We start from the raw sequence: 17,416 nt of genomic DNA, 5'->3' as shown, positions 1-17,416 counted from the left end.
CTCGATGCTGAGGGTGTGAAGCTGAGGTGGGGAGGCTGGGCAACAAAAAACCCCTCGTGCCATAAGGCAAGCGAGGGGAGCGCGCCGGGTGGGGATCGCTGAGCGGTCTGTGGCTCAGCGTCAGCCGACGCGCTTTCCAAGTACGAGAATTCGGGTGCGCATGAGACTGACCCTCCCCCCGGCACGCACCGACTGTCAAGTGGGTGGGACGGGAGTCTCATTATGTGAGCGGAGGGTGGTCCCACCACCGAGTACGGCCGACATGCTTCCGGTGTACACCGCCGCGCCCCTTTCCAAGGTTCCCGCGAACGCGGGCTCCGCGGGGCCGTGCGGCACCGGATAGTGCCCCGAGGCCAGCGCCCTGCGCAGCCGGTACTCGTCCAGCGGCCCCGAGAACGCCATGCCCTGCCCGTGCGTGCAGCCCATCGCGCGCAGGGCGACGACCTGTTCCGGGAGGTCCACGCCGTCGGCCACGGACTGCAGTCCGAGGTCTCCGGCGATCCTGAGCAGCCCGCTGGTGATCTTGTGCAGTCTGGCGGACTCCACGACGCCCTCGACCAGGCTGCGGTCGAGCTTCAGTATGTCGACGGGGAGTTTGCGCAGCGCGGTGATCGCCGCGTAGCCGCTGCCGAAGCCGTCCAGGGCGATCCGGACCCCGACGCGCCGGATCGCGGTCAGCCGGCGCTCCAGCTCGTCCAGCGAGACCCGGGGGTCGGCGTCGGAGAGCTCGATGACCAGGGAGCCGGACGGCAGGCCGTGCCGGGTCAGCAGTGCCTCGACGGACCCCAGGGGCAGCGAGCGGTCCAGCAGCCGCTGGGCGCTCATCCGGACCGCCACGGGCACGGTGATCCCGGTCGCGGCCCGCTCGGCGGCCTTTTCGACGGCCTCCTCCAGGATCCAGCGGCTCAGCTCCTGCGTCCTGTCGCTGTCCTCGGCCACCCGCAGGAACTCCGCGGGCGTGAACAGCACTCCCTGGGAGGAGCGCCAGCGCGCCTGGGCGCAGACCGACGTGATCCGGCCGTCCTCCAGACAGACGACGGGCTGGTGCAGCAGGGCGAACTCGCCGTCGTGCAACGCGGCACGCAGACGCGTGGCCAGCTCCGCCTTCCGTACGACGTCCTGCTGCATCTGGGGCGCGTACAGCTCGACCCGGCCCTTGCCGCCCGCCTTGGCGCGGTACATCGCGAGGTCCGCGTTGCGCAGGAGCTCGCCCGCGCCGAGTCCGGGCTCGGCGAAGGCGACCCCGATGGAGGCGGCGACCCGGACATCGTTGCCGTCGATGAGGTAGGGCTGCGAGAGCGTGACCCTGAGGCGGTCGGCGAGCTCCAGGATGTTGGCCTCGCGGGCGGTGCGGTCGCGGGTGCCGTCCCCGACGATCAGCGCGGCGAACTCGTCCCCGCCGAGCCGGGAGGCGGTGTCCCCGTAGCGGACCGCGTCCTGCAGTCTGCGGGCGGCCTGGACGAGCAGCTCGTCCCCGGCCTGGTGCCCGATCGTGTCGTTGACGGCCTTGAAGCCGTCCAGGTCGATGAAGAGGACGGCCGTGCCGCGGTCGGAGGAGCGGCGGCCGGACAGGGCCTGCTGGACGCGCCGGGTGAACAGGGCGCGGTTGGGCAGGTCGGTCAGCGGGTCGTGCTCGGCGTTGTGCTGGAGCTGCGCCTGCAGGCGCACTCTTTCGGTCACGTCCCTGCTGTTGAAGATGAGACCGCCGTGGTGACGGTTGACGGTGGACTCGACGTTGAGCCAGCCGCCGTCGCCGGACCGGAAACGGCACTCGATGCGGGTGGTGGGTTCTTCGAGGGGGTTGGCGGCGAGGAAGCGTCGCACCTCGTGCACCACGCAGCCCAGATCCTCCGGGTGGATGAGACCGGCCAGTTCCGTGCCCACGAGGTCCTCGGCGGGGCGTCCGTAGACACCGGCGGCGGCCGGGGAGACGTACCGGAGGATGCCGTTGGGCGCGGCGATCATGATGACGTCGCTGGAGCCCTGCACCAGGGAGCGGAAGTGGTTCTCCTTCTGCGCGAGTTCCTGGGTGAGGGTGATGTTGTCGAGCAGCATGATCCCCTGGCGCATCACGAGGGCCAGCACGACGGTGCCGCCGGTGAGCAGCACCACCCGGTCCACGCTGCGGCCGTTGAGGACGTTGTAGAGGATGCCCAGCGTGCAGACCGCGGCGGCGAGATACGGGGTGAGGGCGGCCAGCGACCCGGTGATGGGCCGGGTGGCCGGATACCGGCCGTGGTCACCGCCCTGCGCGCCCTGCGGTCCCTGCGCGGACGGGTGGTGCTGGATCCCGAACCGCTGTCTGGGCAGGTGCTCGCGCACTACGCGCGTCTGCCCGGCCGGCCGCTGCCGGTCACCGTCCGGGTGCCGGGGCGCGGCCCAGGGGGCGTAGGCGAGGAGCAGGGAGCCGGCGAACCAGCCGGCGTCCAGCAACTGGCCGGAGCGGTAGCTGTTGTGCAGCAGCGGCGACGTGAACAGGGCGTCGCACATCACGGTCAGGGCGAGCGCGCCGATCGCGGTGTTCACCGCGGTGCGGTTGACCGACGAGCGCCGGAAGTGCAGTGCGAGGACCATGCTGACGAGGGCGATGTCCAGCAACGGGTACGCCAGGGACAGCGCGGTGTGCGCGACGCTCGGCCCCTCGGACTTCGCCGCCTGGGCGAGGGCGAGGCTCCACGAGAGCGTGAGCAGCGAGCCGCCGATCAGCCAGGCGTCGAGGCCGAGGCAGACCCAGCCCGCCTTCGTCACCGGCCGCTTGGCAAGGACCAGCAGACCCACGATGGCGGGCGGCGCGAAGCAGAGGAAGAACAGGTCGGCGTAGCTGGGGTTGGGCACCTCCCGGCCCAGGACGACCTCGTACCACCCCCAGATCAGGTTGCCGAGGGACGCCATGGTCGAGGAGAGCCCGAAGAGCAGCCAGGCGGGCCGAAAGCGGACCCGGCGGTTACGGGCGTAGACGAAGCACGACACGGCTGCCGTGCCCGCCGCGGCGCTCAGCCCGAAGTCGCCCATGACCAGGGCCACTTCGGGCGAACCCCAGCCGAACGCGGAACCGATGGCGTATGCCGCGCACACCAGGGCGAGAAGGAGTTGATGGACCAGGGTCGACCCGCCACGGGAGGCCGGCGGCAGGGAGGGCAGCGCCCCCCGAGCGGGCCGGGCCCGCAGCGCTCCGTCGAGGGTGGTCGTGGGAGACGGGGGCGAACTCACCGGGCCCTCCCGGTCCGCGCCGCTCCGGGGTCCCGGGGCTCCGGGTGCGCCGGGTGCGCATGCCTCCTGCGGCTGTTGTGCCTGCGGTGATGGCTGTGGTGACCGCCGTGACCGGCGTGGTGACCGCGTCTGCGCGCGGCTGTGTGCCAGGGTCGGAGCCGGCGGCCCCGCCGCGTCGGATCGTTGGTCCATAGGCCGTGCATCGCCCGTCGCCCCCCTCACAGTCTGCAATGTCCATCCCCGGCGCCGAACGGTGCGCGGCGCAGCCCCTGTCGGGACGATACACCAGTCTCGTCACTCAGGGACATAGTTCCTCTACGCTCCGTGACGACCAGCGGCGATGCGAGCACGGACCGCGTCCGAAAGATTGCGGAGGGTACCGGAAGCGGATTACGCGCCTGTTGCGCGCCCGCGCCCGACAGCGCGTTCCGTACGCGCTACGCGCCGTCCGATCCCGTCGTAAGGATCACGTTGCGCAGCGGCTCCTGGTTCACATAGCGGTTCAACTGGTCCACCAACAGGCGCTTGGCGCGCGGCAGGAACGCAGACGTGGGTCCTCCGACATGGGGACTGACCAGTACGCCCGGCGCCTGCCACAAGGGGTGCCCCTGGGGCAGCGGCTCGGGATCGGTGACGTCGAGGGCGGCGGTGATGCGGCCGGTCTCCAACTCGGCGAGCAGCGCCTTGGTGTCGACCACGGGGCCGCGGGCGACGTTCACCAGGAGCGCGCCGTCCTTCATACGGGCAAGGAAATCGGCGTCGGCCAGGTGACGTGTGGTCTCGTCGAGGGGCGTGGACAGGATGACGACGTCCGCCTCGGGGAGCAGGGCGGGCAGTTCGGCGAGCGGGTGCACGGGGCCGCGCTCCGTGGTGCGCGCGGAGCGCGCGACGCGCGCCACCCGCGCGACCTCGAACGGTACGAGCCGGTCCTCGATGGCGGAGCCGATCGAGCCGTACCCGACGATGAGGACGGACTTGTCGGCGAGGGCGGGCCGGAATCCGCCCTGCCACTCCCCCTTGTCCTGGGCCCGCACGAAGTCGGGGATCCCGCGCAGCGAGGCGAGGATCAGGGTGAGCGTGAGTTCGGCGGTGCTCGCCTCGTGGACACCGCGCGCGTTGCACAGCCGTACGCCGGGACGCAGGTGCTTCAGACCGGGAGTCACGTTGTCGACGCCCGCCGACAGCGTCTGTACGACCTCGACGGAGCTCAGCCGGGGCAGGGGCCGCTGGACCACGTCCAGGGACTTCATGTAGGGGACGACGTAGTACGCGCAGTCGGCCGGGTCAGCCGGGAAGTCCTCCTCGCCGTTCCAGAAGCGGTAGTCGAGGCCCTCGGGGAGCCCCTCGATGTCGTCGGGCGGGATGGGAAGCCACACGTCAGCACTCATGCCCTGGAGGCTATGTCAGGCGCCCGGGAGCCCAGAGGTTAGGTTGGGGGCCGGAAGAGGGAGGGTCACGGGCAGGTGGAGCGCAGGACGATCGGCGCGGCGGCGCTCGCGGTGGGAGCCGTCGGACTCGGGTGCATGCCGATGAGCTGGGCCTACAACGGGTCGCGGCAGCGGGGCGATGAGTCGGTCAGGGCCGTGCACCGGGCGCTCGATCTGGGCTCGACGCTGCTGGACACGGCGGACATGTACGGCCCGTTCACCAACGAGCTGTTGCTGGGGCGGGTGTTGAAGGAGCGACGCGAGGACGCGTTCGTGTCGACCAAGGTCGGCCTGCTGGTGGGCGAGCAGCACATCGTGGCCAACGGCCGCCCCGGCTATGTGAAGAGAGCCTGCGACGCGTCCCTGCGGCGGCTTCAGACCGACGTGATCGACCTCTACCAACTGCACCGCGAGGACCCCGAGGTCCCGGTCGAGGAGACCTGGGGCGCGATGGCTGAGCTCGTACAGGCCGGAAAAGTACGGTCGTTGGGGCTGTGCGCGATGGGGGCGCGGGGTGGGCGCCGTTCCGGAACCCGGCTGTACGACGCGACGCTCCGGCAGTTGCGGCGCATCCAGCAGGTGTTCCCGGTGAGCGCGGTGGAGGCGGAGCTGTCGGTGTGGTCGCCGGAGGCTCTGGAGACGCTGGTGCCGTGGTGCGCGGAGCGCGGCGTCGGCTTCCTCGCGGCGATGCCCCTCGGCAACGGATTCCTGACCGGCACGCTGACCCCGGGCGAGGGCTTCGAACCGGACGACGTCCGCGCCCGGCATCCCCGCTTCACCGCCGAGATGATGGCCGCGAACCAGCCGATCGTCGTCGGCCTGCGCCGCATCGCGGCCCGGCACGGGGAGGGGGTGACCCCAGCCCAGGTGGCCCTGGCGTGGGTACTGGCGCAGGGCGGCCACGTGATCCCGGTACCGGGCACCAAGCAGGAGCGCTGGGTCACGGAGAACGCGGCGGCGGCCGAACTGCGTCTGACCCCGCAGGACCTCACGGAGGCGGGGGAGCTGCCGCAGGCACAGGGGTCGTGGGACTAGCGGCTGATCGGCGGAGCGGGGCCTGCCGGGGGCGCATGGATCGTGGATCGGCGAGCCTGCCGACTGTGCGAGGGCGGCGGACAGCAAGTCCGCCGACTGCGCACGGCCGCGGATCAGTGAGCGCTGCGCCTGCGCGGGCCCGTCCCCGGCACGCCCACCACCACCCTCCCGGGAGCGGGTCCGCGTATCGGGTCCGCGTATCGGGTCCGGGAGATCGGGAACCTGGGAGGGGTGAGCGGTGTATGACAGGTAGGACTCGCCGCTTCGAAGGGACCATGATCGTGCATCGTCGAGCTGTGACGGCCGTGCTGGCCGCGACCACGCTCCTGCTGACGGCCGGCTGCTCCTCCGACAGTTCAGGAGGCGGCGGCTCGCCGGGAGGCGGGGACAGCGCCGCATCGAGCAGTTCGGCCTCCGGGTCCCCGCCCACCCGGCAGGCCGCGGAGGCGACCCCGCCGGCGAAGGGCTCGGTGAAGGTGGTGCGTACGGTCGCCCAGGGCCTCAAGACCCCCTGGGGCCTGGCCCCGCTCCCGGACGGTGACCTGCTCGTCTCCTCACGGGACGACGGCACGATCACCCGGGTCGACGGAGAGTCGGGCAAGAAGACGGAGCTGGGCCAGGTCTCCGGGGTCTCCGCGGCCGGCGAGGGCGGTCTCCTGGGCATCGCCCTGTCCCCGGACTACGCCTCGGACCACATGGTCTACGCCTACTTCACCTCGGACTCGGACAACCGCGTCGTCAGGATGGTCTACGACGAGCAGAAGGCGTCCGGTGAGCAGCTGGGCGCCCCCGACACCGTGTTCAAGGGCATCCCGAAGGGCTTCATCCACAACGGCGGCCGGATCGCGTTCGGCCCGGACGGCATGCTGTACGCGGGCACCGGGGAGAGCGGCAACACCGGCCTGGCCCAGGACCGCGAGTCCCTGGGCGGCAAGATCCTGCGGCTGACCCCCGAGGGCGACCCGGCCCCGGGCAACCCGTTCCCGGACTCCCCCGTGTATTCGTACGGCCACCGCAATGTGCAGGGCCTCGCATGGGACTCCGAACAGCGGCTGTTCGCCGCGGAGTTCGGCCAGGACACCTGGGACGAGCTGAACGCGATCAAGCCGGGCGACAACTACGGCTGGCCCACCGCCGAAGGCAAGTCCGGCGACAAGAGGTTCCACAACCCGATAGCCCAGTGGCACACCGACGACGCCTCCCCCAGCGGTGTCGCCTACGCCGAGGGCTCCCTCTGGATGGCCGGTCTGAAGGGCCAGCGTCTGTGGCGCGTCCCGTTGAAGGGCACGGCGGCCTCGGCCGACCCGCAGGCGTTCCTGAAGGGTGAGTACGGCCGGCTGCGCACGGTGGTCTCCGCGGGCGGGAACAAGCTGTGGCTCGTCACCAGCAACACCGACGGCCGCGGCAGCCCCAAGGCGGGGGACGACAGGATCCTGGAGATACAGGTCAGCTAGCCGGACGCTCGTCCGAGGCCTAGGCCGAGTCCGAGGCCGAGGTCTCGTCCTCGTCCGGCTTGGGCCGGCGGACGACGACCTTCCCGGACGTGAGATCTATCGGTCCGCGTCCGGGGTCGCCGTCGCCGACGTCCTCGCGGGTCAGCTCCAGCCGCTTCTGTTCGTCGTGGGTGTGCTTGCGGCCGGGTGCGAACAGTTCCTCGAACATGTTGAACATGCAGCCTCCCCTGCCGGTCCCTACACCGTACGCCTCAGTCGGTGACCGGCGACTGGAGAGCCTCCGCCCGGAACAGCCCCAGCCGGTGCGCCACCGCCGCCGCTTCCCCCCGTCCGGAGACGCCGAGCTTGGCGAGGATGTTGGACACGTGGACGCTGGCCGTCTTCGGGGAGATGAAGAGCTCCTCCGCGATCTGGCGGTTGGTGCGGCCGAGGGCGACCAGGCTCAGGACGTCGCGTTCGCGGCCGGTGAGGCCGAGGGAGCGGACCGGGTCGGCCCGGTCGGTCGCGGTGGCCGCGGTCAGGGCGAGGCGGGCTCGCTGGGCCAGCAGCGTGACCGCGTCGGCCAGAGGCCGGGCGCCCAGGTGGTCGGCGGCGGCGTGGGCGAGGCGCAGGAGTTCGGTGGCCCGGTCGCGTTCGGGCTGCTCGGCGCCGCCGGGTGCCGACAGGAGGGCCTGGGCGAGCCGGTGGCGGACGCGGGCAAGGTCGTAGGGGCGGTCCAGGGGCTCGATGGCGGTGAGGGCCTCCCACCAGTGGTCCGGGGTGTCGGCGCACTCGGCGCGCAGCAGTTCGGCGCGGAGCCAGCGTTCGTGGGCGAGCCAGACGGGCGCGTTGGTGGCGAGGGTCCTGGCCGCCTCCCGGATGCGGTGGAGGACCTTCGTTCGGCCCTGTTCGGCGACGGGCAGGCCGAGGCTGTCTGCCTCCATGGTGGCGGCGGTGAGCAGGAGGGGCCAGGCGTAGCGCTGGGTGCCGGGCGGGAAGCCGGTGTCCAGGACGCGTTCGAGTTCGGCGCGGGCGTCCAGGAGGCGGCCTTCGCCGGCGGCGATTCCGATGGCGAGTGCGGAGAGGGGGAGTTCGTGCTGAGGGGTCCGGTCGTGGGAACCGAAGTGGGAGCGTGCGGCGGCGAGTTGGCGAGCGGCCTCGGGCAGGTCGCCGCCCGCGAGGGCGAGTGCGGCGCGATTGGCAGCGTGGAAGCCGCGGGGTTGGGCGCTGCGGCCGACGAGCTCCGCCTTGACGGCGGCTTCCTCCGCCTGGTCCCAGCGGCCCAAAGAGTAGAGGGACTCGGCGAGATTGCCCCAGATCCAGGCCTCCTTGTCGGACAGGCCGTACTTCCGGGCGTAGCCGAGTCCCTCCTCCAGGATCGGCACGGCCTCCCGGGAGCGCCCGATGGATTCGAGGGCATTCGGCAGATTCACGTAGACCCGGCTGGCGACGGCGGAGATGCCGTCCTCGACTGTCTGCCGCAGGATCTCGAACATCTCGTCGAGTCCGGTCTCGACGCCACCGGACTCGACCATGAGGCCTGCGTGAGTGAGCCGGGCGTTCATCTCGATGTCGCGGGCGCCGACCAGGCGCGCGTACTCCACGGCACTCTCGGCGGCCGTGATGGCTTCGGGGCCGGGGACATGGACCATGGACCAATTCGCGACGTTGGCCAGGACCTCGGCGTGCACCTCGGACGGCGGCAGGCCGCGGACCAGGTCCTCGGCGGTGGCGAGTTCGGCCCAGCCGTCGCCGCGGGTCAGGGCCTGGACGAGATGGGAGCGCTGGACCCAGAACCAGGCGGCGCGCATGGGGTCACCGTCCTCCTCCAGCAGGTGCAGCGCCCGCTTGGTGATCATCAGGGCGCGTTCGCGTTCGCCGCCCAGGCGGCCGGCGACGGCGGCCTCGGCCATCAGATCGAGGTAGCGCAGCGCGGTGGTGGCCGGGTCGCAGCCGCAGGGAGGGTAGACCTCGGTGTAGTCGACGGGGCGCAGGGCGGCCCTGACGTCCTCGGGGGCGGTGTCCCACAGCTCCATCGCGCGTTCCAGGAGCCGGAGTTGTTCGGAGTAGGCGTGCCGGCGGCGGGCGGTGACGGAGGCGTCCAGGACGGCGGGCAGCGCCTTGGCGGCGTCGTGCGCGTGGTACCAGTAGCTGGCCAGGCGCATGACCCGCTCGTCGGCGGGGACGAGCGTGGGGTCGGCCTCCAGGGCCTCGGCGTAGCGGCGGTTGAGGCGGGAGCGTTCGCCGGGCAGCAGGTCGTCGGCGACGGCCTCGCGGACCAGGGAGTGCCGGAAGCGGTAGCCGTCGCCGTCGGGTGCCGGGATGAGGATGTTGGCGTTCACGGCGACCCGCAGCGCCTCGATGAGGTCGTCCTCGGCGAGCCGGGTGACGGCGGCGAGCAGCCGGTACTCCACGGTGGAGCCGCCCTCGGCGGCGACCCTGGCGACCCGCTGGGTGCTCTCGGGCAGCCCTTCGACGCGGACCAGGAGCAGGTCGCGGAGCGAGTCGGTGAGGCCGGTGCCGCAGCCCTCGGTGGCGCAGACGGCGAGTTCCTCGACGAAGAAGGCGTTGCCGTCAGAGCGTTCGAAGATCTCGTCCACCTGGGCGGGGTTCGGTTCGGTGGCGAGGATCCCGGCTATCTGGCGGCTGACCTCGTCCCGGTTGAAGCGACCGAGTTCGATGCGGCGGACTGTGCGCAGCCGATCGAGTTCGGCGAGCAGGGGGCGCAGCGGGTGGCGGCGGTGGATGTCGTCGGCGCGGTAGGTGGCGAGGACGACCAGACGGCCGGTGCGCAGGGTGCGGAAGAGGTAGGCCAGGAGGTGGCGGGTGGAGGCGTCGGCCCAGTGCAGGTCCTCCAGGGCGACGACGACGGTGCGTTCGGCGGCGACGCGTTCCAGGAGGCGGGCGGTGAGTTCGAAGAGGCGGGCCAGGCTCTCCTCGTCGTGCCGGCCGGTGCCCCGGGCGGGGTGTGCCTCGCCGATCTCGGGGAGCAGCCTGGCCAGTTCCTCCTCCTGGCCCGCGGCCGCGGCGGCCAGTTCGTCGGGCAGGGCGCGGCGCAGGGCGCGCAGGGCGGTGGAGAAGGGTGCGAAGGGCAGTCCGTCGGCGCCGATCTCCACACAGCCGCCGAGGGCGACGACCGCGCCCTGCCGGCAGGCGGCGGTGGCGAACTCCTCGACGAGCCGGGTCTTGCCGACGCCGGCCTCGCCGCCGAGCAGCAACGCCTGTGGCTCGCCCGCGGCGGCGCGGGCGAGCGCTTCGTTCAGGCTGTTCAGCTCTTCGGTACGGCCGACGAACACGGGACTGACGGACCTGGTCTCCACAGGCCCGAGCATCGCACGCGGGTCCGACAGGACGGCACCGGTTTTCGGGGCGCGACCGGTTGTCCAACTGCCTTTGGCTGCAGGGAGGACGGCTGCGGCGGTGGCCGTGGGGACGGGCAGAGCCGTACGGCCGTCCTCCCTCCCCCCGGCTCTCACGCCGTGCGCAGGAACCGGTGCCGCCGGGGGCGGCCGGTATGGGCTTCGCTCTCCGCGGTGCCTTCGACGGCTTCGCGGCGGGCGGCGCGGCGGCCGCGCAGCGTCTCGCGGACGAGCCGCTCGTGCTCGGCCTGGCGGAGGAGTTCGGCGGAGCGGTACTGGGAGATCTCGTACTCGGGATACATGGCGTCGTCCTTGTCGGAGTCGGTTTCGGGCTTCGCTTTCTGCGATGCCTCTACCTTCGTCTCCGAGGGGGGTCCGCCACATCGGGAGAGTTCCGCATCTTCGGGGGCCGCGGGGGCCTTAGACGCGCGAGAGGGGCCTCAGGCGCTCCGTAAGGTACCTACGGATGTCCTGAGACCCCTCGCGACCTGCGGTTGTTCAGCTCGCGGAGGGCAGGCTGACCAGCACGTCGGTGTACTTGAGTACGGCGATCAGCAGTCCGATGACCGCGAGCGTGACGCCTGCCCAGGAGACCGACTTGATCCAGGCGGCCTGCGGCTTGCCGGGCGCCCCGAAAGCAGGCCGGACCAGGACGACGACGCCGATGATCAGGGCGACCAGGGCGAAGATCCCGTCGTACAGTGCCTGGACGTTCCAGACGTCGCCGTAGCCCTCCTTCAGCAGCGTGGAGACACTCGACGTCTGGGAGTTCTTCATCTGGCTCAGAAGGCTTTCCTTCTGGGCGGCGAGGGTGCCGATCCAGCTGCCGGTGAGCGAGACGAAGGCGAGCGCGGCGGAGACGACGGCGCCGGCGCCCTGGCCGACGCCGGTGGGGCCTTCTTCCCGGGCAACCTCGGACAGGTCGTCCTCGTCGTCGATGTCGTCGACGGCGTTCTCGTCGGCGGCGGTGTCCTCGGCCGAGTCCTGGGACTCGGGCGCGGCCTCCGTCACCGCCTCGGTCTTGGCGACGCTCACCTTCTGCTCGTCGGTCGTGGCCTCGGCGCCCGTCTCGGCGCCGGTTTCGTCAGCTGTCTTCGTTCCCATGTCGGGCACGGTACGGATCCTGTCTGAGAGGGTTCTTAATGATCGTTCCGGCCTGCACGCGCGCGTGCCTCACGCCACTCGGGGGCGAGAATCGACCACACCTCGAGGTCGTGCCGTACGCCACGATAGGGGTGGGCCTCACGGCGGACTCCGTCGCGGGTCATTCCCAGGCGCCGGGCGACGTTGATGCTGGCCGTGTTCCCGGAGGCGGCGACCCATTCGATCCGGTGGATTCCGCGTTCCTCGACCACCGAGTCGATCAGCACCCGCATGGCCCGGGTGATCAGTCCTCGGCCCGTCGCGGCGGGCTCCAGCCAGCAGCCGACCTCGCAGTTGCCCTGCGCGGCGTCGAAGTTGAGGGTGAGCACTCCGCCGACGAGCTTTCCGTCCAGCCAGATGCCGTGGTAGCCGCCGGTGTCGTCGGCGCGCATCCGGCCGTAGCGCTGGAGCGTCTCGCGCGCGGAGGCCACGTCGACGGCCTGGGAGCCGAAGGGGATGAACTGTCCGATGAACTCGCGGCCCCGCTCCAGGTGGGCGAGGAACTCCTCCGCGTGCCACGGCTCCAGGGGCCGCAGTTCCGCCCCGTCGTCACCCAGCGATATCGCGTACATCCCCGCCCCGCCCCTTCTCCAGCTCCTCCACGACCTCGTCCAGCCTTTCATGGGCGGCGCGGCACTCGGGCGGTTCGATGCTGATGCGGGGCATCCGGCGGTCCAGCCAGCCGGGCAGCCACCAGTTGGCGCCGCCGAGCAGGTGCATGAGGGCCGGCACCAGCAAGGTGCGCAGGACGAACGCGTCGAGGGCCACGGCCGCGGCGAGCGCGATGCCGAACATGGCGATCACGCGGTCGCCGCTGAGGACGAAGGCGAGGAAGACGGAGATCATGATGACCGCGGCGGAGTTGATCACCCGGCTGGTCTCGGCGAGGCCGACCCGGACGGCCCGCCGGTTGTCGCCGGTCTCCAGCCACTCCTCGTACATCCGGCTGACCAGGAAGACCTGGTAGTCCATGGAGAGCCCGAAGAGCACCGAGACCATGATCACGGGCAGGAAGGGTTCGATGGGCCCGGCGCGGCCCAGCCCCAGCAGCTCGCTCCCCCAGCCCCACTGGAAGATCGCCACGACCACTCCGAAGGCGGCGGCGACGGCGGCGACGTTCATCGCGGCGGCCTTCAGCGGGATACCGACGGAGCGGAAGGCGAGCAGGAGCAGCAGACAGCCCAGGCCGATGACGACGCCGATGAACAGAGGCAGCTTGCCGACGATGACGTCCGCGAAGTCGTCGTACGAGGCGGTCGTCCCGCCGACGTGGAGGTCGAGGGAGGTGCCGGTCTCGGCCCGCGGCAGCACCTCGGTGCGCAGCCGGTCCACGAGCTCGCTGGTCCGCCGGGACTGCGGGGCGGACTCGGGGACGATCGTGAAGTAGGCGAGGTCGCCGCCGGAGTCGTAGGTCACCGGCGTGGTGGAGGCGATGCCCTCGGTGGTGCGGATCGTGGCGTCGAGGTTGTCCAGGAGGAGCTTGTCCTCGGCGCCCTCGACCGGGGTCACCAGCGTCAGCGGGCCGTTGACGCCGGGCCCGAACCCGTCCGCGAGGAGGTCGTAGGCCTGCCGGGTGGTCGCCGACCGTGGGTCGTTGCCCTGGTCGGAGGTGCCGAGCCGTAGGCCCAGCGTGGGCAGGGCGAGGACGGTGATGACCACCAGGGCGATCGCGCCGAGCAGTTTGGGGTGCCGTTCGACGAACGCGGACCAGCGGTGGGCGAACCCGGTCGGCAGTTCCGGTTCGGGCCCGTGCTCGGCGAGGCGGCGCCGCTCGCGCCGGCTCAGGGCGCGCATGCCGATGAGGGAGAGCAGGGCGGGCAGCAGGGTCACGGACGCGGCGACCGTGAGGACCACGGTGAGGGAGGCGGCGATCGCGACGCCGTTGAGGAAGCCGAGCCGCAGGATCAGCATCCCCAGCAGGGCGATGCACACCGTGGCACCCGCGAAGACGACCGCGCGCCCGGTGGTGGTGACGGCATTCTCGACGGACTCGGTGACACTGAGCCCGCGTTTCAGGCCGCGCCGGTGTCTGGTGACGATGAAGAGCGCGTAGTCGATGCCGACGCCGAGCCCGATCAGCATGCCGAGCATGGGCGCGAAGTCGGCGACGGTCATGGTGTGCCCGAGCAGCACGATGCCCGCGTAGGCGGTGCCCACGCCGACCAGGGCCGTGGCGATGGGCAGCAGCGAGGCGGCGAGCGAGCCGAAGGCGAGGAACAGCACGAGCGCGGCGACGAGTACGCCGACGATCTCGGCGACATGCCCGCCCGAGGACTCGGTGAGGGCGACGGCGCTGCCACCCAGCTCGACCTGGAGCCCGTCGGCCTCGGCGTCCTTGGCGGTGTTCACGACGCCCCTCGCCTCGGAGGCGTCGATGTCCTCGGCCGAGTCGGCGAAGGTGACGGTGGCGTACGCGGTGTGCCCGTCGGCGCTGACCCGGCCGGTGCCCGCGTCGTCGTACGGGCTGACGACGGCGGCCACCCCGGGCAGGTCCGCGATCCTGTCCAGGGTGGCGGTCATCGTCTGCTCGACGTCGGCGTCCCGGACCGAGCCCGACGTGACGTGCCAGACGACGGTGTCGCTGTCCCCTCCGAGGTCCGGGAAGCCGTCCTGGAGCAGCTGGGTGGCGCGGCCCGACTCGGTTCCGGGGACCTCGTAGTCGTTCGAGTAGGCGGATCCGGCGACGGCGGCGCCCGCGCTCACGCCGCCGAGGGCGAGGAGCCACAGGAGAACGACGACCAGACGTCGTCGGACACACCAGCGTGCGAGGGCTGCCACGAACGTGCTCCCGGGATGGCGAATTGTGGATCTTTGACCGGGAACAGTCGTTCATGACACTTCATGAGGTGAACGGCCCGCAAAGAACGCATGAGCAAGGTGTGGACCACTCTTGCAGGCAAAAGTGATCGTTCATGTCCATCGTGCGGTTATTCACAGGAGTGGGAGGCAGATCACAGGACAGTAACGGCCACTCTGTCACGTCAGTCGAACTGGTCGCCCAGCGCCATCACCATGACGCCGGCGATCAGCAGCCACAGCGCTCTTCGCGTGCGCCCCCGGGAGCCCAGGACCGCCGCGAGCGCGCACACCGCGGCGCCGAACGCGTAGGCGGCCGGCACGAGCGCGGGGGCGGAGCCGGCCGCGCGGAGCGCCGCCGCGGCCAGACCGGCGAGGGCCAGCAGGGCGCCGGCGCCGAGGGCCGTCCAGCGGGCCCGCCGGGCGTCCAGCACCTGGCCGTCGTACTCCTCCTGTATGTCGGATGGCTCGGAATTCGCAGGACCGTTCATGGCGGGCGAGCGTAGCGTGTTCCGCTGAGAAACCCGGGCCTCCCGGCCCCCGACCGAAGCAGGTGCGTTGTTTGAGCGTCCGGCCGAGCTCCGCCGTATCCCTTTCCGTCTCTCAGGACTCAAGGAGCCCGTTCACCGATGCCAGACGACATCACCCCGTCCATGACGGGGCCCTCGAGTGAGGACCTCACCCGGCGGCTGACCCAGGCCCGCTACCCGCGCAGCAACAGCTACGACGTCCGCTGGGTCATCGAGAACCAGATGGGCCCGAACGCGCTGTGGCTGCTGGAGTGGCTCGCGCCCGCCCTGGGCCTGGACACCCTGCGCCCCTGCGCCCGGGTGCTCGACCTGGGCTGCGGCCGGGCGATGACCTCGGTCTTCCTGGCCAGGGAGTACGACGTCCAGGTCACCGCCGCCGACCTGTGGGTCAAGCCGGACGAGAACGCGCGGCGCATCGCCGAGGCCGGTTTCGCCGACCGGGTGCTGCCCGTGCACGCCGAGGCGCACGACCTGCCGTTCGCCGAGGGCAGCTTCGATGCGATCGTGAGCATCGACGCGTACCAGTACTTCGGCACCGCCGACCTCTATCTGCCCACGCTGACCCGGCTGTTGAAGCCGGGCGGGCGGATCGGGATCGTCGTGCCCGCGGTGCGGGAGGAGATCGAGGGCGACGAGCCCCCGGAGCACCTCAAGCCGTTCTGGGACCCCGGTTTCTGGGCGTTCCACTCCGCCGACTGGTGGCGGCGGCACTGGACCCGCGGCGGGGCCGTCGAGGTCGAGACCGCCGATTGGCAGCCCGACGGCTGGAAGGACTGGCTGCTGTGGTGCGACGTGATCGCCGAGGAGAGCCCGCAGGAGTTCCACCGCACGATGGCCCGTGAGGTCGGCGAGATGGTACGGGCCGACCAGGGGCGGACGCTGGGCTTCGTACGGCTCGTAGGACGCCGTGAGTAGGTAGCGCTACGGCCCCGGAGGGCATCCCTCCGGGGCCGTACAGTGGATCGGCTCAGCCCTCGCCGACGCCCAGCTTCTCCAGGATCAGCTCCTTGACGCGGGCCGCGTCGGCCTGGCCGCGGGTCGCCTTCATGACCGCGCCGACCAGGGCGCCGGCCGCGGCGACCTTTCCGGAGCGGATCTTGTCGGCGATGCCCGGGTTGTCGGCGATGGCCTCGTCGACGGCGGCACCCAGGGCGCCCTCGTCGGAGACGACCTTCAGACCGCGCTTGTCGACGACCTCGTCCGGGGTGCCTTCGCCCGCGAGGACGCCTTCGATGACCTGGCGGGCCAGCTTGTCGTTCAGGTCACCCTTGGCGACCAGCTCGGTGACCCGGGCGACCTGCTCCGGCGTGATGGCCAGCTCGTCCAGCGCCGTGCCGGACTCGTTGGCGCTGCGGGCGAGTTCGCCCATCCACCACTTGCGGGCGGAGGCCGCGTCGGCACCGGCGTCGATCGTGGCGACGATCAGGTCCAGGGCACCGGCGTTGAGGATCGCCTGCATGTCGAGGGCCGTGATGCCCCACTCCGCGACGAGGCGGTTGCGGCGCACCAGCGGCAGCTCGGGCAGAGCGGCCCGGATCTCCTCGACCCACTCGCGCGAGGGGGCCACCGGAACGAGGTCCGGCTCGGGGAAGTACCGGTAGTCCTCGGCCTCCTCCTTCACGCGGCCCGAGGTCGTGGACCCGGTGTCCTCGTGGAAGTGCCGGGTCTCCTGGATGATCGTGCCGCCGGAGTTCAGTACGGCCGCGTGCCGCTGGATCTCGAAGCGGGCAGCGCGCTCCACGGACCGCAGCGAGTTGACGTTCTTCGTCTCGGAACGCGTGCCGAACTTCTCGCGGCCGTGCGGGCGCAGCGACAGGTTCACGTCGCAGCGCATCTGCCCCATCTCCATGCGGGCCTCGGAGACGCCGAGCGCCTTGATGACCTCGCGCAGCTCACGGACGTACGCCCGTGCGACCTCGGGAGCCCGCTCGCCCGCGCCCTCGATCGGCTTGGTGACGATCTCGATGAGGGGAATGCCGGCGCGGTTGTAGTCGAGGAGCGAGTGCGAGGCGCCGTGGATACGGCCCGTCGCGCCGCCCACGTGGGTCGACTTGCCGGTGTCCTCCTCCATGTGGGCGCGCTCGATCTCCACGCGGAAGGTCTCGCCGTCCTCCAGCTGGACGTCGAGGTAGCCGTTGAAGGCGATCGGCTCGTCGTACTGGGAGGTCTGGAAGTTCTTCGGCATGTCCGGATAGAAGTAGTTCTTCCGGGCGAAGCGGCACCACTCGGCGATCTCGCAGTTCAGCGCGAGACCGATCTTGATCGCCGACTCGATGCCGATCGCGTTGACGACCGGGAGCGCGCCGGGCATGCCGAGGCAGGTGGGGCAGGTCTGCGTGTTGGCGTCCTGACCGAGCTCGGTCGAACAGCCGCAGAACATCTTCGTCTTGGTGCCGAGTTCGACATGGACCTCGAGGCCCATGACGGGGTCGTACGACGCGAGAGCGTCCTCGTACGACACCAGGTCGGTCGTGGTGGTCACG

13 protein-coding genes are annotated in these 17,416 nt (G+C 71.3%); 3 read left to right on the top strand and 10 right to left on the bottom strand.

The features are described 5' to 3' along the window. Positions 1–195: 195 nt before the first annotated feature. Both ACGFWE_RS40115 and ACGFWE_RS40110 read right to left on the bottom strand, forming a co-directional pair. Positions 196–3,210: a putative bifunctional diguanylate cyclase/phosphodiesterase gene (locus ACGFWE_RS40115; protein WP_393605211.1), complete on the bottom strand. Its 3,015-nt coding sequence runs from the start codon at positions 3,208–3,210 to the stop codon at positions 196–198. A gap of 437 nt (positions 3,211–3,647) precedes the next feature. After that, entirely contained in the window at positions 3,648–4,598 is a 951-nt protein-coding gene (locus ACGFWE_RS40110) for a 2-hydroxyacid dehydrogenase (protein WP_352389353.1), read from the bottom strand. Positions 4,599–4,673: 75 nt separating this feature from the next. On the opposite strand from ACGFWE_RS40110, the gene ACGFWE_RS40105 reads away from it, so the two are divergent. Together ACGFWE_RS40105 and ACGFWE_RS40100 are read left to right on the top strand one after the other, a co-directional pair. Then, on the top strand, positions 4,674–5,672 hold the full coding sequence (locus ACGFWE_RS40105) for an aldo/keto reductase (RefSeq protein WP_393605208.1): 999 nt from the start codon (positions 4,674–4,676) through the stop codon (positions 5,670–5,672). Between the two features lie 275 nt (positions 5,673–5,947). Then, the gene (locus tag ACGFWE_RS40100) at positions 5,948–7,126 is read left to right on the top strand and encodes a PQQ-dependent sugar dehydrogenase (RefSeq protein WP_352389351.1); all 1,179 of its coding nucleotides are present in this window, start codon (positions 5,948–5,950) and stop codon (positions 7,124–7,126) included. Between the two features lie 19 nt (positions 7,127–7,145). Here ACGFWE_RS40100 and ACGFWE_RS40095 read toward each other — a convergent pair whose 3' ends face one another. From ACGFWE_RS40095 to ACGFWE_RS40065, 7 genes are all read right to left on the bottom strand, one after another. After that, positions 7,146–7,343, bottom strand: coding sequence for a DUF6191 domain-containing protein (locus ACGFWE_RS40095; protein WP_393605206.1), 198 nt, complete (start codon positions 7,341–7,343; stop codon positions 7,146–7,148). A 34-nt stretch (positions 7,344–7,377) separates the two neighbouring features. Then, positions 7,378–10,437, bottom strand: coding sequence for an AAA family ATPase (locus tag ACGFWE_RS40090; RefSeq protein WP_393605204.1), 3,060 nt, complete (start codon positions 10,435–10,437; stop codon positions 7,378–7,380). 140 nt (positions 10,438–10,577) lie between these two features. Then, entirely contained in the window at positions 10,578–10,766 is a 189-nt protein-coding gene (locus ACGFWE_RS40085; protein ID WP_393605202.1) for a hypothetical protein, read from the bottom strand. A gap of 196 nt (positions 10,767–10,962) precedes the next feature. Then, the gene (locus ACGFWE_RS40080) at positions 10,963–11,568 is read right to left on the bottom strand and encodes a hypothetical protein (protein WP_352389347.1); all 606 of its coding nucleotides are present in this window, start codon (positions 11,566–11,568) and stop codon (positions 10,963–10,965) included. Positions 11,569–11,603: 35 nt separating this feature from the next. Next, entirely contained in the window at positions 11,604–12,179 is a 576-nt protein-coding gene (locus ACGFWE_RS40075) for a GNAT family N-acetyltransferase (RefSeq protein WP_393605200.1), read from the bottom strand. After that, positions 12,157–14,385: an MMPL family transporter gene (locus ACGFWE_RS40070; protein ID WP_393605198.1), complete on the bottom strand. Its 2,229-nt coding sequence runs from the start codon at positions 14,383–14,385 to the stop codon at positions 12,157–12,159. The genes ACGFWE_RS40075 and ACGFWE_RS40070 overlap by 23 nt, the downstream gene beginning before the upstream one ends. Positions 14,386–14,588: 203 nt before the next feature. Then, positions 14,589–14,894, bottom strand: coding sequence for a hypothetical protein (locus ACGFWE_RS40065; protein WP_352389344.1), 306 nt, complete (start codon positions 14,892–14,894; stop codon positions 14,589–14,591). Between the two features lie 138 nt (positions 14,895–15,032). Between ACGFWE_RS40065 and ACGFWE_RS40060 the strand changes: the two genes are divergently transcribed. Then, positions 15,033–15,848: a methyltransferase domain-containing protein gene (locus tag ACGFWE_RS40060; RefSeq protein WP_352389343.1), complete on the top strand. Its 816-nt coding sequence runs from the start codon at positions 15,033–15,035 to the stop codon at positions 15,846–15,848. 52 nt (positions 15,849–15,900) lie between these two features. Here ACGFWE_RS40060 and gatB read toward each other — a convergent pair whose 3' ends face one another. Next, the gene (gatB, locus tag ACGFWE_RS40055; protein ID WP_393605196.1) at positions 15,901–17,415 is read right to left on the bottom strand and encodes an Asp-tRNA(Asn)/Glu-tRNA(Gln) amidotransferase subunit GatB; all 1,515 of its coding nucleotides are present in this window, start codon (positions 17,413–17,415) and stop codon (positions 15,901–15,903) included. Position 17,416 lies beyond the last annotated feature (1 nt).

Source organism: Streptomyces sp. NPDC048523 (genome assembly GCF_043199815.1).
In the GTDB taxonomy this organism is placed as follows: Bacteria; Actinomycetota; Actinomycetes; order Streptomycetales; family Streptomycetaceae; genus Streptomyces.
The sequence above is the reverse complement of the archived record's forward strand: the minus strand, read 5'-3'. Positions and strand labels throughout refer to the sequence as shown.

Excerpts from the sequence above, each read along its gene's own strand:
- ACGFWE_RS40110 (WP_352389353.1), bottom strand. The coding sequence starts at position 4,598 with ATGAGTGCTGACGTGTGGCTTCCCATCCCGCCCGACGACATCGAGGGG.
- ACGFWE_RS40100 (WP_352389351.1), top strand. The coding sequence starts at position 5,948 with ATGATCGTGCATCGTCGAGCTGTGACGGCCGTGCTGGCCGCGACCACG.
- ACGFWE_RS40095 (WP_393605206.1), bottom strand. The coding sequence starts at position 7,343 with ATGTTCAACATGTTCGAGGAACTGTTCGCACCCGGCCGCAAGCACACC.
- ACGFWE_RS40090 (WP_393605204.1), bottom strand. The coding sequence starts at position 10,437 with ATGCTCGGGCCTGTGGAGACCAGGTCCGTCAGTCCCGTGTTCGTCGGC.
- ACGFWE_RS40085 (WP_393605202.1), bottom strand. The coding sequence starts at position 10,766 with ATGTATCCCGAGTACGAGATCTCCCAGTACCGCTCCGCCGAACTCCTC.
- ACGFWE_RS40080 (WP_352389347.1), bottom strand. The coding sequence starts at position 11,568 with ATGGGAACGAAGACAGCTGACGAAACCGGCGCCGAGACGGGCGCCGAG.
- ACGFWE_RS40075 (WP_393605200.1), bottom strand. The coding sequence starts at position 12,179 with ATGTACGCGATATCGCTGGGTGACGACGGGGCGGAACTGCGGCCCCTG.
- ACGFWE_RS40065 (WP_352389344.1), bottom strand. The coding sequence starts at position 14,894 with ATGAACGGTCCTGCGAATTCCGAGCCATCCGACATACAGGAGGAGTAC.
- ACGFWE_RS40060 (WP_352389343.1), top strand. The coding sequence starts at position 15,033 with ATGCCAGACGACATCACCCCGTCCATGACGGGGCCCTCGAGTGAGGAC.